Origin of the sequence: Variovorax sp. 679 (genome assembly GCF_003952185.1) — a bacterium.
GTDB lineage: Bacteria > Pseudomonadota > Gammaproteobacteria > Burkholderiales > Burkholderiaceae_C > Variovorax.
Map to the genome: position 1 here is coordinate 374,910 of NZ_RXFS01000004.1, position 23,216 is coordinate 398,125.

The 23,216-nt window shown below is 67.5% G+C and carries 16 protein-coding genes; 10 read left to right on the plus strand and 6 right to left on the minus strand.

All coding sequences use genetic code 11. From position 1 onward, the window contains the following. Nucleotides 1-4 precede the first annotated feature (4 nt). The 4 genes from glgC to EJO71_RS12185 all read right to left on the minus strand — a co-directional run bounded on the left by glgC (nt 5) and on the right by EJO71_RS12185 (nt 8,087). Nucleotides 5-1,342 (minus strand): glucose-1-phosphate adenylyltransferase, encoded by a 1,338-nt coding sequence (glgC, locus tag EJO71_RS12165; RefSeq protein ID WP_171022538.1) that lies wholly within the window; start codon nt 1,340-1,342, stop codon nt 5-7. Between the two features lie 91 nt (nt 1,343-1,433). Beyond that, on the minus strand, nt 1,434-3,530 hold the full coding sequence (glgX, locus tag EJO71_RS12170) for a glycogen debranching protein GlgX (protein WP_125948964.1): 2,097 nt from the start codon (nt 3,528-3,530) through the stop codon (nt 1,434-1,436). A gap of 691 nt (nt 3,531-4,221) precedes the next feature. Beyond that, nucleotides 4,222-6,405, minus strand: a complete 2,184-nt coding sequence (glgB, locus tag EJO71_RS12180; protein WP_125948965.1) for a 1,4-alpha-glucan branching protein GlgB — start codon at nt 6,403-6,405, stop codon at nt 4,222-4,224. A gap of 5 nt (nt 6,406-6,410) precedes the next feature. Continuing rightward, nucleotides 6,411-8,087: an alpha-glucosidase gene (locus tag EJO71_RS12185; RefSeq protein WP_125948966.1), complete on the minus strand. Its 1,677-nt coding sequence runs from the start codon at nt 8,085-8,087 to the stop codon at nt 6,411-6,413. A gap of 131 nt (nt 8,088-8,218) precedes the next feature. Here EJO71_RS12185 and EJO71_RS12190 point away from each other — a divergent pair, with 131 nt between their 5' ends. The 3 genes from EJO71_RS12190 to EJO71_RS12200 are packed head-to-tail and all read left to right on the plus strand — an operon-like array spanning nt 8,219 to nt 10,780. Beyond that, nucleotides 8,219-9,679, plus strand: coding sequence for an NAD(P)/FAD-dependent oxidoreductase (locus EJO71_RS12190; protein WP_125948967.1), 1,461 nt, complete (start codon nt 8,219-8,221; stop codon nt 9,677-9,679). A gap of 13 nt (nt 9,680-9,692) precedes the next feature. Continuing rightward, nucleotides 9,693-10,187 (plus strand): CMD domain protein, encoded by a 495-nt coding sequence (locus EJO71_RS12195; protein WP_125948968.1) that lies wholly within the window; start codon nt 9,693-9,695, stop codon nt 10,185-10,187. Further along, nucleotides 10,184-10,780 carry a peroxidase-related enzyme gene (locus EJO71_RS12200; protein ID WP_125948969.1) on the plus strand — a complete coding sequence of 199 codons (597 nt, stop codon included), beginning with the start codon at nt 10,184-10,186 and terminating at the stop codon, nt 10,778-10,780. The genes EJO71_RS12195 and EJO71_RS12200 overlap by 4 nt, the downstream gene beginning before the upstream one ends. On the opposite strand, the gene EJO71_RS12205 is transcribed toward EJO71_RS12200, so the two are convergent. Continuing rightward, nucleotides 10,775-11,854, minus strand: a complete 1,080-nt coding sequence (locus tag EJO71_RS12205; protein WP_125948970.1) for an NAD/NADP octopine/nopaline dehydrogenase family protein — start codon at nt 11,852-11,854, stop codon at nt 10,775-10,777. The genes EJO71_RS12200 and EJO71_RS12205 overlap by 6 nt on opposite strands. Beyond that, nucleotides 11,847-12,821 (minus strand): tripartite tricarboxylate transporter substrate binding protein, encoded by a 975-nt coding sequence (locus EJO71_RS12210; protein ID WP_125948971.1) that lies wholly within the window; start codon nt 12,819-12,821, stop codon nt 11,847-11,849. The genes EJO71_RS12205 and EJO71_RS12210 overlap by 8 nt, the downstream gene beginning before the upstream one ends. Nucleotides 12,822-12,981: 160 nt before the next feature. Here EJO71_RS12210 and leuS point away from each other — a divergent pair, with 160 nt between their 5' ends. The 7 genes from leuS (at nt 12,982) to gshB (ending at nt 23,204) form a co-directional block, all read left to right on the plus strand. Continuing rightward, a complete protein-coding gene (gene leuS / locus EJO71_RS12215; protein ID WP_125948972.1) occupies nt 12,982-15,612 on the plus strand; it encodes a leucine--tRNA ligase in 2,631 nt (876 codons plus the stop codon). Nucleotides 15,613-15,647: 35 nt separating this feature from the next. Continuing rightward, the gene (gene lptE, locus EJO71_RS12220; protein ID WP_125948973.1) at nt 15,648-16,169 is read left to right on the plus strand and encodes an LPS assembly lipoprotein LptE; all 522 of its coding nucleotides are present in this window, start codon (nt 15,648-15,650) and stop codon (nt 16,167-16,169) included. A gap of 28 nt (nt 16,170-16,197) precedes the next feature. Continuing rightward, nucleotides 16,198-17,274, plus strand: coding sequence for a DNA polymerase III subunit delta (gene holA / locus EJO71_RS12225; RefSeq protein WP_125948974.1), 1,077 nt, complete (start codon nt 16,198-16,200; stop codon nt 17,272-17,274). Nucleotides 17,275-17,358: 84 nt separating this feature from the next. Beyond that, the gene (locus tag EJO71_RS12230) at nt 17,359-18,651 is read left to right on the plus strand and encodes a glutamate-5-semialdehyde dehydrogenase (RefSeq protein ID WP_125948975.1); all 1,293 of its coding nucleotides are present in this window, start codon (nt 17,359-17,361) and stop codon (nt 18,649-18,651) included. 105 nt (nt 18,652-18,756) lie between these two features. Next, nucleotides 18,757-20,079, plus strand: coding sequence for a glutamate--cysteine ligase (gshA, locus tag EJO71_RS12235; RefSeq protein WP_125948976.1), 1,323 nt, complete (start codon nt 18,757-18,759; stop codon nt 20,077-20,079). A 169-nt stretch (nt 20,080-20,248) separates the two neighbouring features. Further along, the gene (locus EJO71_RS12240) at nt 20,249-22,117 is read left to right on the plus strand and encodes a potassium transporter Kup (RefSeq protein WP_125948977.1); all 1,869 of its coding nucleotides are present in this window, start codon (nt 20,249-20,251) and stop codon (nt 22,115-22,117) included. Nucleotides 22,118-22,244: 127 nt separating this feature from the next. Beyond that, a complete protein-coding gene (gene gshB, locus EJO71_RS12245; RefSeq protein ID WP_125948978.1) occupies nt 22,245-23,204 on the plus strand; it encodes a glutathione synthase in 960 nt (319 codons plus the stop codon). The last annotated feature ends 12 nt before the right edge of the window (nt 23,205-23,216 follow it).

Here is a 23,216-nt window from a genome sequence, read left to right on the forward strand (position 1 = left end):
TGGATCAGGCTGCAGCCAGCCGTTTCAGCATCTCGCGGGTGACGAGGACGACGCCGTTCTCGGTGCGTTCGAAGCGAGCGGCGTCCGCCTCGGCATCTTCGCCGATCACCATGTCCTCCGGTATGACGCAGGCGCGGTCGACCACCACGCGGTGCAGCCTGGCGCCGCGGCCGACTTCCACGTCGGGCAGCAGCACGGCCTCGTTGATCTCGCAGAAGGAATGGATGCGCACGCCCGAGAACAGCACCGAGCTGCTGACCTTGGAGCCCGAGACGATGCAGCCGCCGGAGACGATGGTGTTGACCGTCATGCCGTGGTGGCCGTTGCGGTCGAGCACGAACTTGGCCGGCGGCAGCTGCCGCTGGTAGGTCCAGATGGGCCAGTCCGTGTCATAGATGTCGAGTTCCGGGGTGATAGAGGCCAGGTCGAGGTTGGCTGCCCAGAATGCATCAATCGTGCCCACGTCGCGCCAGTAGGCCTTGGCGTCGGGCCCGCGCGAGGCTCGCGTGACGCAGGACATGCCGAAGGGATGGGCCAGCGCGCGGCCCTGCGCCACGGCGCGCGGGATGATGTCCTTGCCGAAATCGTGGCTCGAATCGGGGTTGACGCTGTCTTCCTCCAGCAGCTGGTAGAGGTATTCGGAGTCGAACACGTAGATGCCCATGCTCGCCAGCGCCACGTCGGGCTGGCCGGGCATGGCGGGCGGGTCGGCGGGCTTCTCGAGGAAGTCGGTGATCCGGCGGTCGCCGTCGACGGCCATCACGCCGAAGGCCGTGGCCTCCATGCGCGGCACCTCGATGCAGCCGACCGTGCAGCCCAGGCCGTGCTCGGCATGGTCTTTCACCATGATCGAGTAGTCCATCTTGTAGATGTGGTCGCCGGCCAGCACGACCACGTAGTCGTGCCGCGTCGAGCGGGTCTGGATGATGTCGAGGTTCTGGAACACCGCATCGGCCGTGCCGCGGTACCAGTGCTCGTCGCCCACGCGCTGCTGGGCGGGCAGCACGTCGACCATCTCGTTGAGTTCGGCGCGCAGGAAGCTCCAGCCGCGCTGCAGGTGGCGCATGAGCGAGTGCGACTTGTACTGCGTGACCACTGCCATGCGACGGATGCCCGAGTTCAGGCAGTTGGACAGCGCGAAGTCGATGATGCGGAACTTGCCGCCGAAGTACACGGCCGGCTTGGCGCGCCGGTCGGTCAGCTGCTTGAGCCGGGAGCCGCGTCCGCCGGCCAGCACCAGCGCGATGGTGCGGCGTACCAGTTGATGGGCCTGCAGCTCCTGTTGTTGCGGCTGCTGTAGCTGCGGCACCTGTGCCTTCGCTCGAGGGGTGAGGTTGTCCATCCTGTGTCTCCGTTCGTTGGTCTGTTCGCTTGCCGGAATCCGCCGTCAGAGTTTCTGCATCGAGACTAGCACCGCGTTGTGCGCCTGGCTCCTACGTTCTTGCAATCCAGATGCTTGAAAAAGGCACTTGTGCCGTGCCGCCCAGCGCCTGGCCGGCCTCGCCCGGGTCGTGCCCGGGATCGGTGGAAAGCCTCAGGCTCCACGCGCCCGCGGGCAGCGTGAAGGGCACGGCTTGCGGGCCTGCGTTCACCATCACCAGCCACGCGTTGCCGCTGTTGTTGTCGTCGTCGGTGTCATTGCCGAAGAGGATTGCAAGGGCCGTGCCCGCGCCATTCCAGTCGGAGGGCGTCATCGACTCGCCGTCGGGGCGCAGCCAGCGGATGCCCGGCGGAGTGCCCTGCGGCGGTTCGGCCGGCCACCAGCGGGTGCTGCGCAGGGCCGGGGCCTCGCGGCGAAGGGCGGCCAGGCGCGCGACGAAGGCGCTCAGGAGGGCCGGCTCGCTGCCGGGTGCGGAGGTTCCGATCCATGCGAGCCAGGTGGTTTCGTTGTCCTGGCAGTAGGCGTTGTTGTTGCCCTGCTGGCTGTGGCCGATCTCGTCGCCGGCCAGCAGCATGGGCGTGCCCTGGGACAGCATCAGCGTGGCGAGCAGCGCGCGCTGCAGGCGGGTGCGCAGCGCCAGCACGGCGGGGTCGCCGCTCGGGCCCTCGACGCCGCAGTTGTTGCTCATGTTGTGACCGTGCCCGTCGCGGTTGCCCTCGCCGTTGGCCAGGTTGTGGCGCTCGTTGTAGCTCACCAGGTCGCGCAGCGTGAAGCCGTCGTGCGCGGTGATGAAGTTGACGCTCGCGGTCGGCGCGCGGCCATCGTGCGCGAACTGGCTGCTGGAGGCGGTGAAGCGATGGGCGAAGTCGCCAAGCTTCGCCTTGTCGTCATGGTCCTGCCGCAGCCAGAAGCCGCGTTGTGTGTCGCGGTAGCGGTCGTTCCATTCGAGCCAGCCGGGCGGGAACTCGCCCAGGCGGTAGCCACCGGGGCCGATGTCCCAGGGCTCGGCGATGAGCAGCGTGCGCGAGAGCACAGGGTCCTGGGCGATGGTGGCGAAGAAGGGCGCGCGCGGGTCGAAGCCGTGTCGTGCGTCGCTGCGGCCGAGCACAGGGGCGAGGTCGAAGCGGAAGCCGTCGACGCCCATCTCGCAGGCCCAGAAGCGCAGGCTGTCCATCACCAGCCGCAGCACGCGGGGCTCGCCGAGGTTCAGGCAGTTGCCGGTGCCGGCCCAGTTCTCGTAGAGCGCATGGTCGTCGGCGCGCAGGTGGTAGTAGAGGGCGTTGTCGATGCCGCGCATCGAGAGCGTGGGGCCGAGCTCGTCGCTCTCGGCGCTGTGGTTGTAGACCACGTCGATCACCAGCTCCATGCCGCGTGCATGGATGGCGTCGGCCATGGCGCGGAACTCGCCGGCGGGCGTGGTGCCGGGGCGGCCGCTCCAGTAGCGGGCTTCGGGGGCGAACCAGCCGATGGTGTTGTAGCCCCAGTAGTTGCTCAGGCCCATGCGCAGGAGGCGCGGCTCGTCGGCGCGGTGTTGCACGGGCATGAGGCTCAGGGTGGTGATGCCGAGGCGCTGGAGGTGGTCGAGCACCGCGGGTTCGGCGAGGCCGGCGTAGGTGCCCCTGAGTGCCGCGGGGACGGCGGGGTGGAGCTTTGTCTGACCCTTGACGTGGAGTTCGTAGAGGACTCGGTCGCCTGATGCGATGCGGGCGCGGCCTGCGGGTTCGTGTCCGGTCGTTGCCGGCGCTACCCGGGCCTTGAGGGCGACTGCTGCGTTGTCGTGGGTGTCTCTCTTTGCCGGATTCGCCGGGTCGTGGCTCAGGAAGAGGTCGCTGCCGTCGTAGGTGCCTACGATCTCGCGGGCGTAGGGGTCGAGCAGCAGCTTGGCTGGGTTGAAGCGCTGGCCTGACTGTGGGTTCCAGGGGCCGTGGACTCGGTAACCGTAGACGAGGCCTGGTTTGCCGCTGGGCAGGTGGCCGTGCCAGATGCCGTCTATTTGATTCTTCAGGCTTAGGCGTTGTTGTTCGTTCTTGCCTGTGGTGTCGAAGATGCAGAGGTCTACTGCTTCTGCTTTTGGGGCTGCCAGGGCGAAGTTGACGCCTTGTGGGGAGGGGGTTGCGCCTAGGGGGTAGGGCTTGCCTGGGCTCAGCATGCTTTGGGCTCCCCAGGGAGGTTGCTTCCCGAGGCCGGGACTCGCCCCGGCGGGCGACCTACTTTTCTTTGCTTCGCCAAAGAAAAGTAGGCAAAAGAAAGGCGACCCCACTGTCTGCGACCCCTTCGCTTCGCTACGGGGCAACCTGCGGTGCTCGCGTTTCGCGGGGTCTCGCAGAACTCGCTTCGCTCAGACAGCTGCGAGCCCTGATCCGCGAAACGCTGCGCTCCTCGGCGCAGCCAGAGGGGAGAGGGAACACTCGGGCCATCGCGTTGCTCGGCCACCAAGGCACGGCAAGCGCTTCGCGCTTGCCGTGCTTGGAATGAATCGCTGCTCCTGTTGGAGGCGCTGAAGTTGAATGTGAATACGTGGCCGAGCGAAGCGAAGGCCAGTCCAGGCTGTTCAGAGGCCGAGCGTAGCGATGGCCTGTTCGGTTCCCAACTCCCTTCTGGCTGCGCCGAGGAGCGCAGACGTAGGAGGGATAAGGGCCGCAGCTGTTTGAGCGTAACGAAGTGAAGCGAGTTCTGCGGACCCCCTCCTACGTCGAGCACCGCAGGTTGCCCGTAGCGAAGCGGAGGGACGCAGACAGTAGGGTCGCCTTTCTTTTGCCTACGTTTCTTTGGCGAAGCAAAGAAAAGTAGGTCGGCCGCCGGGCCGAGACCCGGCCTCGGGAAACAACCAGCCCCAGAAATCAAACCAGCACCCACATCAAGGTCCCCAACGGCGGCAAGCTGACAGACAGCGAATCCGCCTTCCCATGCCAAGGCAATGGAGCACTCTCGACAACTCCATTCCCCACACCACTCCCCCCGTAGACAACCCCATCCGTATTGATGACCTCCCGGTAGGACCCGCTAGAAGGAACCCCCAGTCGATACCCATGCCGAGGCACAGGCGTGAAGTTGCAAACCACGACAACAAACGCCCCACCCCGCGCCCGCCGCACAAAAGCAAACACCGACTGATCCGCATCGTCATGCACGATCCACTCGAACCCCGCCCCGTCATGGTCGAGCTCATGCAGCGCAGGAAAGTGCCGATACACGTTGTTCAGGTCGCGCACCAGCCGCCGAACCCCTTGATGCGACGCATGCTCCAGCAGATGCCAATCCAGGCTGCGATCCGCATTCCACTCCGCGTACTGCGCGAACTCCCCACCCATGAACAGCAGCTTCTTCCCCGGATAAGCCCAGAGATAGCCGTACAGGTTGCGCAGCCCCGCGAACTTCTGCCATTCGTCGCCAGGCATGCGCGCGATCATCGAGCCCTTGCCGTGCACCACTTCGTCATGCGACAGCGGCAGCACGAAGTTCTCGCTGTGCGCGTACATCAGTCCAAAAGTGATCTGCCGGTGATGGTGCTTGCGGTAGACCGGATCGGTGCCGGCATACGCCAGCGTGTCGTTCATCCACCCCATGTTCCACTTGTAGTGAAACCCCAGCCCGCCGTCTTCCGGCGGCCGGGTCACGCCCGGAAAGCTCGTCGACTCCTCGGCCAGCGTCACCGCTCCCGGACGCTCGATGCCCACCACGCGGTTCATGCGGCGCAGGAATTCGATGGCCTCCAGGTTCTCGCGCCCGCCCAGCGCGTTCGGCACCCACTCGCCTGACTTGCGGCTGTAGTCGCGGTACAGCATCGAGGCCACCGCGTCCACGCGCAGGCCATCTACGCCATAGCGCTCCAGCCAGTACAGCGCGTTGCCGACGAGGTAGTTGCGCACCTCCGTGCGTGCGTAGTTGAAGATCAGCGTCTGCCAGTCGTTGTGGAAGCCCTCGCGCGGATCGGCGTACTCGTACAGCGCGGTGCCGTCGAAGCGGCCGAGGCCGTGCGAATCGGTGGGGAAGTGCGCGGGCACCCAGTCGAGGATCACGCCCAGCCCCGCTGCGTGCGCGGCCTCGACGAAATACCGGAAGTCACCCGGCGTGCCGAAGCGCGAGGTCGGCGCGTAGAGGCCGATGGGCTGGTAGCCCCACGAGCCGTCGAAGGGATGCTCGCTGATGGGAAGAAGCTCGATGTGCGTGAAGCCCATGTCGCGCGCATAAGGCACCAGCGTGTCGGCCAGTTCGCGGTAGTCCTGCCATTCGTGACCGTTCTTGCGGCGCCACGAACCGAGGTGCACTTCGTAGATGCTGATCGGCGCATCGCGTCCGTTCGCGGCGGCGCGGCCCTCGGGCATCTTCACCGGCGCGGGCAGGGGCTGCACCACGCAGGCGGTGTCGGGCCGAAGCTGCGACGAGAAGGCAAAAGGATCGGCCTTGCGCAGCACATCGCCTTGCGCCGACAGGATCTCGAACTCGTAGCAGTCGCCCACGGACACGTGTGGCGCGAAGATCTCCCACACGCCGCACTCGCGGCGCAGCCGCATCATGTGGCGCCGGCCGTCCCAGTTGTTGAAGCTGCCCACCACCGACACGCGCTTCGCGTTCGGCGCCCAGACCGCAAAGGCCACGCCCTTCACGCCATCCATCTCGCGCAGGTGCGCGCCCAGCCGCTCCCACGGCCGCAGGTGCGTGCCCTCGGCCAGCAGCCACACGTCGGTGTCGCCGAGCACGAACGGAAAGCGGTAGGGGTCCTCGAGCCGCGAGGTGTGCGTGCCCCAGTCGATCTGGAAGGAATAGCCCATGCGAGCCTCGGCCGCAGGCACCAGCCCGCTGAACAGGTCCGACCCCGGGAGCCGCGAGAGAATGGAAAGCGGCCAGCCGGTGCGCGAATGCACCACGGCCACGTGCTGCGCGCCGGGCAGCAGGGCGCGCACCACCAGGCCCTCGGGAGTCTCGTGCGGACCCAGCACGGCAAATGGATCGCCGTGCTCCGCGCGCATCAGCGCGTGGATTTCGGATTCGGGCAGCAGCGGCGGCTTCGTCTTCGATGACATGGTGCTCAGCTTCGTCCTTCTTCCGCGGCGGGCGTGCCGAAGAAGACGCCATATGGCGACAGCGTCAGCATGCGCTTTTCGTCTGAGTCCTGGATGACGGCGGTCGGCGCGAGCGGCTGTCCGACGAGAGGCATCAGCCCTTCAGGCAGTGGCATCGACACCGGCTCGCTTCCAAGGTTGAGGACGACCTGCAACGATCGGTTCCCGTCGCTGCGCTCGAAGCGCAGCAGGGGCCCGGGCGCATCGATGAAGCGGATGCCGCCGGTGCGCAGCAGCGGTTGGGTGCGCCGCCAGTGCAGCAGCGCGCGGCTGAAGGCCAGCATCGAACCGGGGTCGGCGGCCTGCCGTTCGACGGCCAGCGGCAGGTGCGAGCCGTACATAGGCAGCCAGGGCGTGCCGGTGGTGAAGCCGCCGTTCGGCGCCTCGGCGGTCCAGGGCATCGGCGTGCGGCAACCGTCGCGGCCCTTGAACTCGGGCCAGAAGGCGCGGCCGTACGGGTCCTGCAGCAGCTCGAAGGGAACCTCGGCCTCGGGCAGGCCCAGCTCCTCGCCCTGGTAGATGCTCGCGCTGCCGCGCAGCGCGAGCAGCAGGGCCAGCCAGAGCCGGTCGCGGCGCGTGTCGGGTGCGCCGCCGTCGCTCCAGCGCGTGGCGACGCGCGGCACGTCGTGGTTCGACACCGCCCAGCAGCCCCAGCCGCCCGTGTGCGCGAGCGCGTCGTCGAGCGCCTCGACCTGGTGGCGCAGGTGCGCGGGGCTGTGGTCGGCCGTCAGCAGGCTGAAGCTGTAGGCCTGGTGCAGGCGCTTGCCGCGCTCGGTGTACCGAGCCATGACGGGCGGCGCGTTCTCGTCGCCGACCTCGCCCAGCGCCACCGCGCCGTAGCCGTCGAGCAGCCGGCGCAGGCCTTCCAGAAAGACCAGGTTCTCGGGCTGGCTCTTGTCATGCAGGTGCTGCTGCATCGCGTACGGGTTGTCGGCGCGCACCGTGCTGACTTCTCCGATGGACGCCAGCGAGGCCGGCGGGTTGTCGCGCAGCAGCGCGTCGTGGAACTGGTGGTTGCAGGCATCGAAGCGGAAGCCGTCCACGCCGCGTTCGCACCAGAAGCGCACCTCGCCAAGCAGCGCCGCCTGCACCTCTGGATTGTGGAAGTTGAGGTCGGGCTGCTCGGCCAGGAAGCTGTGCAGGTAGTACTGCTTGCGGCGCGAGTCCCACTGCCACGCCGGGCCGCCGAACACCGAGAGCCAGTTGTTCGGCGGTGTGCCATCAGGCTTCGGGTCGGCCCATACGTACCAGTCGGTCTTGGGGGTGTCGCGCGAACTGCGGCTCTCGGCGAACCAGGCGTGCTGGTCGGATGTGTGCGAGAGCACCTGGTCGATGATGAGCTTCAGGCCCAGTTCGTGCATCCGCGCCAGCATGGCGTCGAAGTCGGCCAGCGTGCCGAAGAGCGGATCGACCGCGCGGTAGTCGGCCACGTCGTAGCCGAAGTCCTTCATCGGCGAGCGGAAGAAGGGGGAGACCCAGATGGCGTCGACGCCGAGGCTGGCCACGTGCTCCAGCCGGGACGTGATGCCCGGCAGGTCGCCGATGCCGTCGCCGTCGCTGTCCATGAAGCTGCGCGGGTAGATCTGGTAGATCACCGCGCCGCGCCACCATTCGCTGCTGCTGCCGTCGGTTTTGCTGCCCATGCCGGTCCCTGTGGTCTGAAATCATTGTGGCATGCGAAATCCGGGCCAGTGATACGGTCATGCGGGTTGGCGGCGCGTGGCGCGAAGGTCCGTGAAGCTTTCTACACTTGACGCCGTTCCCGTTTATCAAGATGACGACTTCCGATCCCGCTTCCTCCTCTTCCCTCGCCGCGCTCGAGGCGCGGCTCGCCCAGGACCTCCAATGCCTCGGCTGGCCCGCTCGCCAGTGGATGCCCCCGCGGCAGGCCGACGATGAACCGATGCTCGACGTGGCCATCATCGGTGGCGGACAGGCCGGGCTGGCCGCCTCGGTCGCGCTGGCGCAGCTGGGCATTCGCGCGGTGATCTTCGACCGTTCGCCCGCGGGCAGCGAAGGCCCCTGGGCGACCACGGCGCGCATGGAGACGCTGCGCTCGCCCAAGGAGCTCACCGGCCCGGCGATGGGCCTGCCCGCGCTCACCTTCCGCGCATGGTTCGAGGCCCAGTTCGGGCTGGAGGCCTGGACGGCAATGGACAAGATCCCGCGCCTGCAGTGGATGGACTACCTCGTCTGGTATCGCCGCGTGATGGACGTGGACGTGCGCAACGACGCCGCCGTGACCGGCATCCGGCCCCTGCCCGACGCGACCGGCGTGCGGCTCGACCTGCGCACGCCCGAAGGCGAAAGCAGCGTGCTGGCGCGCCGTGTCGTCCTCGCCACCGGGCGCGACGGCCTCGGCGGGCCGGCCGTTCCAGCATTCGTGAATGCCCTGCCGCGATCGAAGTGGGCCCATTCCTCCGACGAGATGGACTACGGCAGGCTCAAGGGCCTGCGCGTGGGCGTGATCGGCGCGGGCTCGTCGGCCATGGACAGCGCGGCCACCGCGCTGGAGGCCGGTGCCCACAGCGTCGAACTGCTGATCCGCCGCAGCGACCTGCCGCGCGTCAACAAGGGGAAGGGCGCGGGTGTGCCGGGGCTCACGCAGGGGCACTACGACCTGCCGGACGAACTCAAGTGGCGCATCCGCCACTACATCAACGTGCTGAACGTGCCGCCGCCGCACGGCAGCACGCTGCGGGTGTCGCGCCATCCCAATGCCTTCTTCAACTTCGGTTGCCCGGTGCTGGCCATCGAGCCGAAGGGCGACGGGATGGTGGTGTCGACGCCCAAGGGCGATTTCGAGTTCGACTTCCTGATCGTCTCGACCGGCTTCAAGGTCGACTGGCCCAACCGCCCCGAGTTCGACGGCATTGCCGCCCACGTGCGCACCTGGAAAGACCGTTTCGTGCCCGCTCCCGGCGACGAAGACCAGGAACTGGACGACTCGCCCGACCTCGGGCCGGCCTTCGAATTCAAGGAGCGCGCGTCCGGCGCATGCCCGGGGCTCGGGCGCATCCACTGCTTCTGCTACCCGGCGGCGCTGTCGCACGGCACGGTGTCGGGCGATATCCCGGCCATCAGCGATGGCGCGAAACGGCTGGCCAGTGGCATCGCCAGCCTGTTCTACCGCGAGGATTTCGACCATCACTGGGCCAACCTCGAGGAGTTCGCCGAGCCGGAGCTCTTCGGCGACGAGTGGACGCCTGCCCTGCCGCCCAAAGAAAGAAATTGAGAAAAACCGAATCATGACAAGCACTACCGATGTGATCGATGCCGTCGTCCCCCTGACGCCGGACCAGCCCAACTGGGCGCTGCGCCGCCAGCGCGAAAAGGTGCTCGCCGCGACGCAGGGCAGCTACGACGCGATGTTTGCTCCCTCCGTCGAGGGCATTTCGGTGAGCGAGCGGCTGCTGGTGGCGCTGCACGCCTGCCGCGTCTCGAAGGCCGACAGCCTCGCTGCGCACTACCGTGACCGGCTCGCGGCCGAAGGCGCCGACGCCGCCGTGATCGCGGCTGTCGACGCCGGCAAGCCCGTGGCCGATGCGCGCCTGCAGGCCGTGCTGGCCTTCACCGGCAAGCTGATCGAGCGCCCCATCGAAGGCGACAAGGCGGCTGTGCAGTCGCTGGCCGCGAGCGGCCTGTCGACGCCGGCCATCGTGGCGATGAGCCAGCTGATCGCCTTCCTTTCGTACCAGATCCGCGTCGCCGCGGGGCTGAAGGCGATGGAGGCCCTGGCATGAGCGCGCCGATCCGCATCAAGGGCTTCACCAACGAAGTGCTCAAGTGGAAGCCTTGGCTCGACACGGTGAACGTCGACACCGCCACGCCCCAGCAACTGGCGGCGCTGGACGAGATGAGCCCGCAGGCCCGCACCTCGCCCTACTTCCTGGTGCTGGCGCACCAGCCCGAGATATTGCTGCAGCGCTCCATCGCCTTCAACGCGATCATGTTCGCGCCGGGCGGCATGCCGCGCGCGGAGCGGGAGCTGGGCGCAACGGTGGAGTCGCGCGTCAACGGCTGCGTGTACTGCGCCTCGGTGCACGCGCAGCGCTTCGAGCAGCTGGCCAAGCGCAACGACGTGATCTCGCAGGTGTTCGAGGAGCCGGCGGGCGCGGGCACCACGGCGCGGGAGAAGGCGATCGTCGAGTTCTCCATCCGCCTCGGTGCGGAGCCCGACAAGGTCTCGGCCGAGGACATCCGCAAGCTGAAGGATGTCGGGCTGGGCGAGCTGGAGATCCTCGACCTGATCCATTCGGTGGCCATCTTCGCCTGGGCCAACCGGCTGATGCTCAACCTCGGGGAGCCGGTGTTCCCCGAAGCCGACGCGTCATAGGCGTGCGAGCAGGCCGGCGACGGTTTCGTTCGCCAGACCCAGCGGCTCGATCAGGTCGTTCTCGCGGCGGTAGTCGATACCGTTGACCAGCGAGGCCGCATCCACGATGGTGCGGGTCGCGGGCGTGGGCACGCCGGCGATGGCGCCCAGCGCCTCGACGAAGGCCAGGCCGTAGGGCATGTCTTCGCTCACGTAGCGCGTGTCGGTCTGCGTGGGGCCGGGCGGGCCGCCGCGCTTGGCGTGCAGCTCGGCGGCGATGTCGGCGAGTTTTTCCGACTGGGTGCCGAAGGAGCGCGCGAAGTGCGCCTCGATGGGACCGACTTCGATGCCGAAGGCAGCGGCCACGGCGCGGCGCTCGGCATCGAGCGCCTCGATCGCGCGCGACACGCCGGGCGTCATGCAGTGGTACTGCGGCCAGTTCTCGGCGCGCTCGATGCGGGTCCAGTTGAAGACCGTCAGCGGCCCGTGGGACTGTGGGTTGACGTTGGCCAGGGCGCTGGCGAGGGCGCCGGGCTGCTCCGAGAAACCTTCGCCGAAGAGGGCAGTGCACAGCGCGACGGCTTCGGTTGCCCTGGAGCCGGGCAGGGCGGAGACACCGACGGCCTTGCGCCGCGTCATCACCTTGACCTGGGTACCCGATTCGCGACGCGCGGTCAGCACGGTCGTGCCGAAGCTGGCGACTGTGACCTGCCGGCCGGCCCGGCGGGCCGCTTCATGCAGATAGAGCGATGACAGCGAGGCCATCGAGCTGACGATCACGGTCTGGCCGTCGCGCAGGAAGGGCAGCAGGGCGTCCATCACCCGCTTGTGGCCGTTGACGGGCAGCGCGAGCAGCAGCACGTCGGCGGTGTTGCACAGGCTGGCCGCGTCGTCGGCGACCTCGACGGTCACCGAGAACGACTCGATGCCGCCGGCTTCCAGCGCCTGCGTGCGCAGGGCATCCGCGCCCCGGCCGCCCGGCGACCACACGGTGACGCCATGCCCCGCCCGCCGCAGCCAGGCCGCGCTGGCCAGCGCGATCGCCCCGGCGCCCGCGATGCCGACGCGGTATTTGCGGCCCGCAGGCTCAGTCAACCTTGATTCCGCCTTGCTTGATCACTTTGGCCCAGCGCTGGCTGTCCTCGGTCACGACCTTGCCCAGAGCCGCCGCACCGCCGCAGGTATTGACCGCGCCAAGCTGGGCGAAGCGCTGCTTCGTCTCCGGCAGGTTGCACACCTCGACCAGCGCGGCCGACAGCTTCTCGACGCTCGCCGCCGGCATGCGCGCCGGCGCCATCACGCCGACCCAGACCGGCACTTCCATTCCCGGCAGGCCCGTGGCCTCGCCGATGGTCGGGGCCGAGCCCATGCTGGGCAGCGCGGCGCGCGAGAAGGTGCCGAGTACGCGGGCCTTGCCGCTGGCGACCATCGGTTCGATCGAGGCCACGCTGGTCACGATGGTCGCGACCTGCCCGCCCAGCAGGTCGGTGAGGGCGGGCGCGGCGCCCCGGTAGGGCACATGCAGCAGGTTCGTGCCGCTGGCCTGCGCCAGCAACGCACCGGTCAGGTGCGAGACGGTGCCGTTGCCGGTCGAGGCGTAGGTCACCTGGCCCGGTTTGGCCTTGGCGTCGCGCAGCACGTCGGCCACCGTCTTGTAGGGGCTTTCGGCGCGTACCGACAGCGTCATGGGCGTGTCGGCAACCAGGGCCACTGGCACCAACTCGTGCACCGGGTCGTAGGGGAGCTTGGCCTGCAGATGAGGGGCGATCGTTACCGCGCCGCCGGTGGCCAGCAGCACCGTGGCACCGTCGGTCGCCTTGGCCACCGCGTCGGCGGCCACGATGCCGCCGGCGCCGGCCTTGTTGTCGATGATGACGGGCTGGCCCAGCTTGTCGGTGAGCTTGGCGCCCAGGTAGCGGGCGATGACGTCCTGCGCGCCGCCGGTGGCGAAGGGCACGACGATGCGCAGGGGCTTGTCGTTCTGCTGGGCCCGGAGGGGGAGGGCGGCAAGGCCGGCGGCGGCCGCGAGGGCCAGGGCGAGGTGTTTCAGGCGCAGTTTCATGGTGTTCGAGGCGGTGCGATGAACCTGCCCGGCGGCAGGCGTTACCCGCGCAACACGCAGGTTACGTGCCCCGAGTCTAGAGTCTGCGGGCCGGGGCTTCGCCCGGGCGCGATAATCCCGCGTTCCCGGCCGCCTTGCGCCGGGCTCTTGCCGAACCGCCATGAATCCCAGCTACAAACCCAGCGACGTCGAGTCCGCTGCCCAGGCGCAATGGAGCGCCGCCGATGCCTACCGCGTCACCGAGGACGCGAGCCGCAAGAAGTACTACGCCTGCTCGATGCTGCCGTACCCCAGCGGCAAGCTGCACATGGGCCACGTGCGCAACTACACGATCAACGACATGCTCACGCGCTACCTGCGCATGAGCGGCTACAACGTGCTGATGCCCATGGGCTGGGACGCCTTCGGCCTGCCGGCCGAGAACGCGGCGCTGAAGAACGGCGTGCCGCCGGCCAGGTGGACCTACGAGAACATCGCCTACATGAAGGGCCAGCTCCAGGCCATGGGCCTGGCCATCGACTGGAGCCGCGAGATCGCCACCTGCGACCCCAGCTACTACAAGTGGAACCAGTGGCTGTTCCTGAAGATGCTCGAAAAGGGCATTGCCTACCGCAAGACCCAGGTCGTCAACTGGGACCCGGTCGACCAGACCGTGCTGGCCAACGAGCAGGTGATCGACGGCAAGGGCTGGCGCACCGGCGCCACGGTCGAGCGCCGCGAGATCCCGGGCTACTACCTGAAGATCAGCGACTACGCCGAGGAACTGCTCGAGCACACCCAGCACAAGCTGCCGGGCTGGCCCGAGCGCGTCAAGCTGATGCAGGAGAACTGGATCGGCAAGAGCGAGGGCGTGCGCTTCGCCTTCACGCATGACATCAAGGGCGCCGACGGCAAGCTGATCCAGGACGGCCGCATGTACGTGTTCACCACGCGCGCCGACACCATCATGGGGGTGACCTTCTGCGCCGTGGCGCCCGAGCACCCGCTGGCCGCACACGCCGCCACGCTCGACCCCAAGGTCGCGGCCTTCATCGAGGAGTGCAAGAGCGGCGGCACCACCGAGGCCGAACTCGCCACGCAGGAGAAGAAGGGCGTGCCCACCGGCCTCACCGTGATGCACCCGATCACTGAGGAGCAGGTGCCGGTGTGGGTCGGCAACTACGTGCTGATCGGCTACGGCGACGGTGCCGTGATGGGCGTGCCCGCGCACGACGAGCGCGACTTCGCCTTCGCCAACAAGTACGGCATCGAGATCATCCAGGTGGTGCTGGTCGACGACGAGCCGCACTTCGACTATCACAAGTGGCAGGACTGGTACGGCGACAAGCAGCGCGGCGTGACCATCAACTCCGACAACTTCAGCGGCATGACCTACAAGGAGGCCGTGGCCGCCGTGGCGCATGCGCTGGGCCAGAAGGGCCTGGGCGAGCTGCAGACCACCTGGCGCCTGCGCGACTGGGGCGTGAGCCGCCAGCGCTACTGGGGCACGCCGATCCCGATCATCCATTGCGACGAACACGGCGCGGTGCCGGTGCCCGAGAAGGACCTGCCGGTGGTGCTGCCCACCGACTGCGTGCCCGACGGCTCCGGCAACCCGCTGCACAAGCACGAAGGCTTCCACGCAGGCGTGGTCTGCCCCGTGTGCGGCAGGCCCGCGCGGCGCGAGACCGACACGATGGACACCTTCGTCGACTCGTCGTGGTACTTCATGCGCTACTGCGATCCGAAGAACGACGAGGCGATGGTGGCCGGCGGCGCCGACTACTGGATGCCGATGGACCAGTACATCGGCGGCATCGAGCACGCCATTCTTCACCTGCTGTACGCGCGCTTCTGGACCAAGGTGATGCGCGACCTCGGCCTGGTGAAGGCCGACGAGCCCTTCAGCAAGCTGCTGACGCAGGGCATGGTGCTCAACCACATCTTCTACAACCGGGGCGACAAGGGCGAGAAGAATTACTTCCCGCCAGCCGAAGTCACCCCGGTGGTCGATGCGCAGGGCCGCATCACCGGCGGCACGCTGGCCGACGGCACGAAGCTGGAATACGGCGGCGTCGGCAAGATGGGCAAGACCGAGCGCAACGGCGTCGACCCTCAGGACCTGATCGAGAAGTACGGCGCCGACACCGCGCGCCTGTACACCATGTTCACCGCGCCGCCCGAGGCCACGCTCGAGTGGAACGATTCGGCCGTCGAAGGCAGCTACCGCTTCCTGCGCCGGGTGTGGAACTTCGGCGTCTCGCAGGCCGACGTGGCCCCGGTCACGACCGAGGGCCAGGCCTTCGGCAAGGGCGCGCAGGCGCTGCGCCGCGAAGTGCACACCGTGCTGCGCCAGGTCGACTACGACTACCAGCGCATGCAATACAACACGGTGGTGTCGGGCGCGATGAAACTGCTCAACGCGCTGGAAGGCTTCAAGCCCGACGGCAGCGCGAGCGACGCGGCGGCGGTGCGCGAGGGCTTCGGCATCCTGCTGCGTTGCCTCTACCCGGCCACGCCGCACATCGCGCAGCAGCTCTGGAACGAGCTCGGCTACGACAAGGAATCCGGCGGCCTGCTCGACGCACCTTGGCCCACCGTCGACGTCGGCGCGCTGGTGCAGGACGAGATCGAGCTCATGCTGCAGGTCAACGGCAAGCTGCGCGGCAAGCTCAGCGTGCCGGCCGGCGCGTCGAAGGACGAGATCGAGAAGCTCGCGCTGGCCTGCGACGACTTCGTCGCCTTCGCCGAAGGCGCGCCGCCCAAGCGAGTGATCGTGGTGCCCGGCCGGCTGGTCAACGTGGTCATCTGATCTGAACGACGAACGAACGACTCAATCAACCAAGCATGAACACTCGCAATGTCTCGCTGCCGCGCCGCGGCTTTCTTCTCGGGCTGACGGCGGCCGGCGCCTCGCTCGGCCTGACCGGTTGCGGCTTCGAGTTGCGCAAGGCGCCCGTCTTCGCGTTCAAGACGCTGTCGGTGTCGGGCAACTCGGCCATCATCAACCAGATCCGGCGTGAGCTGCGGGCGACAGGCTCCGTGACGGTGCTGCCGGGCGAAGATGCTGCCAAGGCCGACGTCGTGCTCGAGATCCTGGCCGAGGACCGCAACCGCATCGTGATCTCGACCAATTCGGCCGGTCTGGTGCGCGAGCTGCAGTTGCAGCTGAAGGTGCGTTTCAAGCTGCGCACGCCTGGCGGCAAGGATCTGCTGCCGCCGACCGAAGTTTCACAGACGCGCGACCTGAGCTTCAACGAAACCAACGCGCTGGCCAAGGAAGGCGAGGCCGACCTGCTGTTCCGAGACATGCAGTCGGACATCGCGCAGCAGTTGATGCGCCGTCTTGCGGCGGTCAAGGAACTCTGAACCCGGACGTCACGGCCGATTCGTTTCCATGCAACTTGCCAGTGCCCAGCTCGGGGCCCATCTGCAGAAAGGGCTGAAGCCCCTCTACACGATCCACGGCGACGAGCCGCTGCTCGCGCAGGAAGCGGCCGACGCCATCCGCGCCGCCGCGCGCGCGCAGGGCTACACCGAGCGCAGCTCGTACACCGTGGCCGGCGCGCACTTCGACTGGAGCGCGGTGCTCGCGGCCGGGGGCTCGCTCTCGCTGTTCGCCGACAAGCAGATCGTCGAGATCCGCATTCCCTCGGGCAAGCCCGGCAAGGACGGCAGCGCGGCGCTGCAGCAGCTGGCTGAATCCGCGCCGGGCAACGACAGCACGCTCACGCTGGTGATGCTGCCGCGGCTGGACAAGGCCACGCGCACCGGCGCCTGGTTCTCTGCGCTGGAGAACAACGGCGCGAGCATCCAGGTCGATCCGATCGAGCGCAACGCGCTGCCGCAATGGATCGCGCAGCGCCTGGGCCAGCAGGGCCAGCGCGTGATGCCCGGCGACGAGGGGCAGCGCACGCTGCAGTTCTTCGCCGATCGCGTGGAGGGCAACCTGCTCGCCGCGCACCAGGAAATCCAGAAGCTGGCGCTGCTGCATCCGGCCGGCGAGCTGAGCTGGGAGCAGGTCGAGGGCGCGGTCAACAACGTGGCGCGCTACGACGTGTTCAAGCTCTCGGAAGCTGTGCTGGCCGGCAATCCGCAGCGTGTGGCGCGCATGCTCGACGGCCTGCAGGCCGAGGGCGAGGCCGAAGTGCTCGTGCACTACGCGATCGCCGAGGACATCCGCGCACTCAAGCGCGTGAAGGACGCCATGGCCTCGGGCCGTCCGCTGCCGATGGCGCTGCGCGAGAACCGCATCTGGGGCCCGCGCGAGCGGGCCTTCGAGCGCGTGCTGCCGCGGCTGGACGACCGCATGCTGGCCCGGCTGCTGCGCGCCGCGCACGTGGTGGACGGCATCGTGAAGGGGCTGAAGCAGCCCGACTGGCCCGCCAGCGGCTGGCAGGCCCTGCAGCGGCTGGCGCTGATGCTGTGCCGCGCCTGCGGCAACGCGGCGGGCGGTGCTCCTCGACGCGCCTGATCCGGCTTCGGCACGAGACGATGGCTCGAGCCATCAAAAGGCCCGTGTAAGCCGGGCCACAGGCCGCCGTGGGAAAATGCACGGATGAACGCGTTCAACGTCAGCGAACACATGCAGACCCTGGGTCTGCAAGCCAAAGCCGCTGCATTCCTCATGGCCCGTGCGGATGCAGCTACCAAAAACATAGCATTGAAGGCGCTGGCCCGGCGCCTGCGCGAAGCCGGCCCGGTGCTGGCGACAGCCAACCAGAAGGATCTGGAGCGCGCCACGGCCGCCGGCCTCTCGGCGCCGATGGTCGACCGCCTCAAGCTCACGCCCAAGGTCATCGAGACCGTCGCCCAGGGCTGCGAGCAGCTCGCCGGCATGGCCGACGTGATCGGCGAAATCATCGGCATGAAGCAGCAGCCCAGCGGCATCCGCGTGGGCCAGATGCGCGTGCCGATCGGTGTCTTCGGCATGATCTACGAGAGCCGGCCCAACGTGACCATCGAGGCTGCGAGCCTGGCCATCAAGAGCGGCAACGCGGCCATCCTGCGCGGCGGCTCGGAAGCCATCGAGTCGAACAAGGCGCTGGCGCTGCTGGTGTCCGAGGCGCTGGCCGAAGCGGGCCTGCCGGTCGAGGCGGTGCAGCTGGTGCAGACCACCGACCGCGAGGCCGTCGGCCAGCTGATCGCCATGCCCGAATTCGTCGACGTGATCATTCCGCGCGGCGGCAAGGGCCTGATCGAGCGCATCAGCCGCGACGCCAAGGTGCCGGTCATCAAGCATCTGGACGGCAACTGTCACGTCTACGTGGACGACACGGCCGAGTTCGACATGGCGCTGCGCATCGTCGACAACGCCAAGACCCAGAAATACAGCCCCTGCAACGCCGCCGAAGGCCTGCTGGTGTCGGCATCGGTGGCAGAAGACTTCCTGCCCGAGATCGCCGCCATCTTCGCGGCCAAGGGCGTGGAAATGCGCTGCGACCCGGCCGCCGCCGCCATCCTGCGCGCCGACGCCGCGCTCGATCCGAAGGCGCTGGTGGTCGATGCGGTCGAGTCCGACTGGTCCGAGGAATATCTCGCCGCCGTCATCAGCATCAAGGTGGTGGCCGGCGTGGACGAGGCCATCGCGCACATCAACCGCTATTCGAGCCACCACACGGACGCCATCGTCACGCGCGACCACGTGCATGCGCAGCGTTTCCTGCGCGAGGTCGATTCGGCCAGCGTGATGGTCAATGCGAGCACACGCTTCGCGGACGGCTTCGAGTTCGGTCTGGGCGCCGAAATCGGCATCAGCACCGACAAGTTCCATGCCCGCGGACCGGTCGGCATCGAAGGACTGACCTCGCTCAAGTACGTGGTGCTGGGGCAGGGCGAAGTCCGGACCTGATCCGATCATCCGATGCGCCCGCGTGCGGTCTTGTCATTGGGGCGGCCATCCCCAAATCCTACAATTCCGCTCCACCTTTAAGCAAAAAACCAACAAGGCCGCCGCATGGTTCCGCATCTAGTCACCGCCCTGACCGGCCCGATCAACGAACTGGAGCAGCGGGTGCTCGACTCGATGCCCGCCATCGAGCGCTGGTTCCGGCTCGAGTGGATGGAGCACACGCCGCCGTTCTACAGCGCGGTCGACATCCGCAATGCGGGCTTCAAGCTGGCGCCCGTCGACACCAACCTCTTTCCGGGTGGCTGGAACAACCTCACCAAGGAAATGCTGCCGCTGGCGGTGCAGGCCGCGCAGGCTGCCATCGAGAAGATCTGTCCGGAGGCGCGCAATCTGCTCGTCATTCCGGAAAATCACTCTAAAAACACCTTTTATCTCGCCAACGTCGCGCAACTGGTGCGCATCTTCCATATGGCGGGGCTCAACGTGCGCATCGGGTCGATCGATCCGGCCATCAAGTCGCCCAAGAAGATCGAACTGCCGAACGGCGAGACCGTGACGCTCGAGCCGGTGGTGCGCAGCAAGCGCCGCCTGGGGCTGAAGAACTTCGATCCCTGCACAATTCTGCTCAACAACGAGCTTTCTGCAGGAACGCCCGGCATCCTCGAGGATCTGCACGAGCAATACCTGTTGCCGCCGCTGCACGCTGGTTGGTCGGTGCGCCGCAAGAGCAACCACCTGCACAGCTATGAAGAGCTGTCGAAGCGCTTCGGCAAGCTGCTGGGCATCGACCCGTGGCTCATCAACCCGATCTATGCGCGCGCCGAAGGCGTGGACGTGGCGGAAGGCCGCGGCATCGACGTGCTGACCAGCCATGTGGACGCGGTGCTGACCAAGGTGCGCCGCAAGTACAAGGAATACGGTATCAACGAGAAGCCGTTCGTGGTCGTCAAGGGCGGCCACAGCGGCAGCGGCAGTCCAGGCGTGGTGACGGTGCGGGACGCCAAGGACGTCGAGGCGCTGATCGGCAAGCCGCGCGGCGCCGCCGCCAGCACCCCGGCCACCAAGACCGGCGCGGGCCGCGAGCCGCGCGAACCCACCGAGCTGATCGTCCAGGAAGGCGTGCTCACCAATGAGCGCGTGCACAACGGCGTGGCCGAACCGGTGGTCTACATGATGGACCGCTACGTGGTCGGTGGTTTCTATCGCGTGCATTCCGAGCGCGCCGCCGACGAGAACCTGAAGCTGCCGGGCGCGAGCTTCGTGCCGCTGGCCTTCTCTGAAAGTGCGCACTTGCCACAGCCCGGAGCCAAGCCTGGAGCCAGTGCACCCAATCGCTTCTACATGTACGGTGTGGTCGGTCGGCTGGCCATGGTGGCCGCCAGCTACGAAATGGAAGCGACCGACCCGGACGCCGAAATCTACGAATGATTGCCGGAGGCGGCTTGCCTCGGCAGCGGGCAACGGCAAAATAGCGGCCCCACAGCAACGGAAACAAAAGGGCGGGAGGGCGATGAAGGTGGACTAAAGTTCGCCTTTCGCACCCGGCGTGCCTGACTGACGCGTCGACTCCAGCAGCCTGTCCTTTTCCATCGACTTCGTGTCAGCCCCCAAAAATCTCTCAGCCGGCCTCATCGTCGGCGCCATCGGCGTCGTCTATGGCGACATCGGCACCAGCGTGCTGTATGCCGTCAAGGAAGTGTTCGGCCACGGCCACGTGCCGTTCACCGTCGAGAACGTCTACGGCATCCTCTCGATGTTCTTCTGGACGCTCACGGTCATCGTCTCCATCAAGTACGTCGTGCTCGTGCTGCGCGCCGACAACGAAGGCGAGGGCGGCCTGGTCGCCATGCTGGCTCTGGCGTCCCGCGCGGTGGCCGACAAGCCCAGGCTGCGCCACCTGCTGCTGGTGGTCGGCATCTTCGGCACCTCTCTCTTCTATGGCGACGGGGTCATCACCCCGGCCATCTCGGTGCTCTCGGCGGTCGAGGGTCTGGAGGTGGTGTCGCCGCACTTCTCGCACTACGTGATTCCGCTCACGCTGGTCGTGCTGTTCTGCCTGTTCGTGGTGCAGAAGCGCGGTACCGCGGGCATCGGCAAGTTCTTCGGACCGATCACGCTGACCTGGTTCGCCGCGATCGCCGTGCTCGGCGTGTCGCAGATCCTGCACCACCCCGAAATCCTGAAGGCGCTGAATCCGTTCTATGCGCTGAAGTTCATGTGGGACAACCCGGGCACCAGCTTCATCCTGCTGGGTGCCACCGTGCTGTGCGTGACGGGCGCCGAGGCGCTGTACGCCGACCTGGGCCACTTCGGCAAGAGCCCGATCCGTATCGCGTGGTTCTCGGTGGTGATGCCGGCGCTGACGCTCAACTACTTCGGCCAGGGCGCGCTGCTGCTGGAGAACCCGGAGGCGGTGAAGAACCCGTTCTTCATGATGGCGCCCGAGTGGGCGCTCATTCCGCTGGTGCTGCTGGCCACGGCCGCCACGGTGATCGCGTCGCAGGCCCTCATCACCGGCGCCTTCAGCGTCACGCGCCAGGTCATCCAGCTGGGCTACCTGCCGCGCCTGAACATCGAGCACACCAGCGTGCGCACCGCGGGGCAGATCTACATTCCGCTGGTCAACTGGGGCCTGTTCGTGGCCATCGTGCTGGCAGTGGTCATGTTCCGCTCGTCGAGCAGCCTGGCCGCGGCCTACGGCATCGCCGTGACCACCGACATGCTGATCACCACGGTGCTGACCTTCTTCGTGATCCGCTACGCGTGGAAGCTGCCGCTGGCGCTGTGCATCGCCTCGACCGCGGTCTTCTTCGTGGTCGACTTCCTGTTCTTTGCGTCGAACCTGCTGAAGATGTTCGAAGGCGGCTGGTTCCCGCTGCTGATCGGCGGCTTCGTCTTCACGCTGATGATGACGTGGAAGGAAGGCCGCCGCCTGATGGGCGAGGCACAGCACGCCGACGCGATCGACCTCAAGTCCTTCCTCGATTCTGTGTTCGTGAGCCCGCCCGCGCGCGTCGACGGCACGGCGGTGTTTCTCACTGCCGAGCCGGGCGTGGTGCCGAACGCGCTGCTGCACAACCTGAAGCACAACAAGGTGCTGCACGAGCAGAACATGTTCGTCACCGTGCGCAACCACGAGGTGCCATGGATCCCGATGGACAAGCGCATCGAGATCGAGGCGCTGGGCCACCACTGCTGGCAGATCATCGTGCACTACGGCTTCAAGAACGACATCGACCTGCCGCGTGCGCTCGAGAACGCCCGCATGCGCGGCTGCCAGCTTGAACAGATGACCACCAGCTACTTCCTGTCGCGCGACGTCGTCATTCCCACGCTGGGCAGCGGCATGGCGCCGTGGCGCGAGAAGCTGTTCGCGCAGATGCACCACAACGCGAGCGGTGCGGCGGCCTTCCTGGGGCTGCCGAACAACGCGGTGGTGGAGCTGGGGTCGAAGATCGAGATCTAGCGCGACGGGGCGGGGCAGGTAAAAAGGCCCCCGCCAACAAGGACATCGCCGCTTCCGGCAACATCGCGCCCGATACCCCGGCAGCAGCACCAGCCGTTGCCGGTACCGCAGCAAGAAAGAACGCCTGATGAAAAACCTGCTCTTCGTTGCCGATCCGCTCGATCACTTCAAGATCTACAAGGACACGACCTTCTCGATGATGCGCGAGGCGCAGCGCCGCGGCTACCGCATCGCTGCCTGCCTGCCGCAGGACATCCAGTGGAAGTCGGGCAGCGTGGTCACGGCCACGGTGCAGCAGATCACGCTGACCGGCGATGCCAAGGACTGGTACAGCGTCGACATCACCGAGGCGAAGGCGCTGAAGGACTTCGACGCCGTGCTCATGCGCAAGGACCCGCCCTTCGACGCCGAGTACATCTACGCCACGCACCTGCTGGAGCAGGCCGAGCGCGAGGGCGCGCAGGTGGTGAACAAGCCGCGCGCGCTGCGCGACCACCCCGAGAAGCTGGCGATCATGGAGTTTCCGCAGTTCACCACGCCCACGCTGGTGACGCGCAGCGCGCAGGCCGTGCGCGACTTCCATGCCGAGCACGGCGACATCATCCTGAAGCCGCTCGACGGCATGGGCGGCATGGGCATCTTCCGGGTGAAGCAGGATGCGCTGAACCTCGGCTCCATCGTCGAGACGCTCAACAAGGACGGCGCCGAAACCATCATGGTGCAGCGCTTCGTGCCCGAGATCTCGCAGGGCGACAAGCGCATCCTCATCATCGCCGGCGAGCCGGCGCCCTTCGTGCTGGCGCGCATTCCGCAGGGCACCGAGGTGCGCGGCAACCTGGCGGCGGGCGGCAAGGGCGTGGCGCAGCCGCTCACGCCGCGCAACCGCGAGATCGCAGAGACCGTGGGCCGCGCGCTGGCGCCGCGCGGGCTGCTGCTGATCGGGCTCGACGTGATCGGCGATTCGGTCACCGAGATCAACGTGACCAGCCCGACCTGCTTCCAGGAAATCACCGAGCAGACCGGCTTCGACGTGCCGGCGATGTTCATCGACGCGCTCGAAGCGACCCTGCGCCAGCAGGGCCGTTGATCCGGTCTCAGC

What these genes read in the sequence shown, in the direction of transcription:
- glgC (WP_171022538.1), bottom strand. Translation starts at nt 1,342, where the DNA reads ATGGACAACCTCACCCCTCGAGCGAAGGCACAGGTGCCGCAGCTACAG.
- glgX (WP_125948964.1), bottom strand. Translation starts at nt 3,530, where the DNA reads ATGCTGAGCCCAGGCAAGCCCTACCCCCTAGGCGCAACCCCCTCCCCA.
- glgB (WP_125948965.1), bottom strand. Translation starts at nt 6,405, where the DNA reads ATGTCATCGAAGACGAAGCCGCCGCTGCTGCCCGAATCCGAAATCCAC.
- EJO71_RS12185 (WP_125948966.1), bottom strand. Translation starts at nt 8,087, where the DNA reads ATGGGCAGCAAAACCGACGGCAGCAGCAGCGAATGGTGGCGCGGCGCG.
- EJO71_RS12190 (WP_125948967.1), top strand. Translation starts at nt 8,219, where the DNA reads ATGACGACTTCCGATCCCGCTTCCTCCTCTTCCCTCGCCGCGCTCGAG.
- EJO71_RS12195 (WP_125948968.1), top strand. Translation starts at nt 9,693, where the DNA reads ATGACAAGCACTACCGATGTGATCGATGCCGTCGTCCCCCTGACGCCG.
- EJO71_RS12200 (WP_125948969.1), top strand. Translation starts at nt 10,184, where the DNA reads ATGAGCGCGCCGATCCGCATCAAGGGCTTCACCAACGAAGTGCTCAAG.
- EJO71_RS12210 (WP_125948971.1), bottom strand. Translation starts at nt 12,821, where the DNA reads ATGAAACTGCGCCTGAAACACCTCGCCCTGGCCCTCGCGGCCGCCGCC.
- leuS (WP_125948972.1), top strand. Translation starts at nt 12,982, where the DNA reads ATGAATCCCAGCTACAAACCCAGCGACGTCGAGTCCGCTGCCCAGGCG.
- lptE (WP_125948973.1), top strand. Translation starts at nt 15,648, where the DNA reads ATGAACACTCGCAATGTCTCGCTGCCGCGCCGCGGCTTTCTTCTCGGG.
- holA (WP_125948974.1), top strand. Translation starts at nt 16,198, where the DNA reads ATGCAACTTGCCAGTGCCCAGCTCGGGGCCCATCTGCAGAAAGGGCTG.
- EJO71_RS12230 (WP_125948975.1), top strand. Translation starts at nt 17,359, where the DNA reads ATGAACGCGTTCAACGTCAGCGAACACATGCAGACCCTGGGTCTGCAA.
- gshA (WP_125948976.1), top strand. Translation starts at nt 18,757, where the DNA reads ATGGTTCCGCATCTAGTCACCGCCCTGACCGGCCCGATCAACGAACTG.
- gshB (WP_125948978.1), top strand. Translation starts at nt 22,245, where the DNA reads ATGAAAAACCTGCTCTTCGTTGCCGATCCGCTCGATCACTTCAAGATC.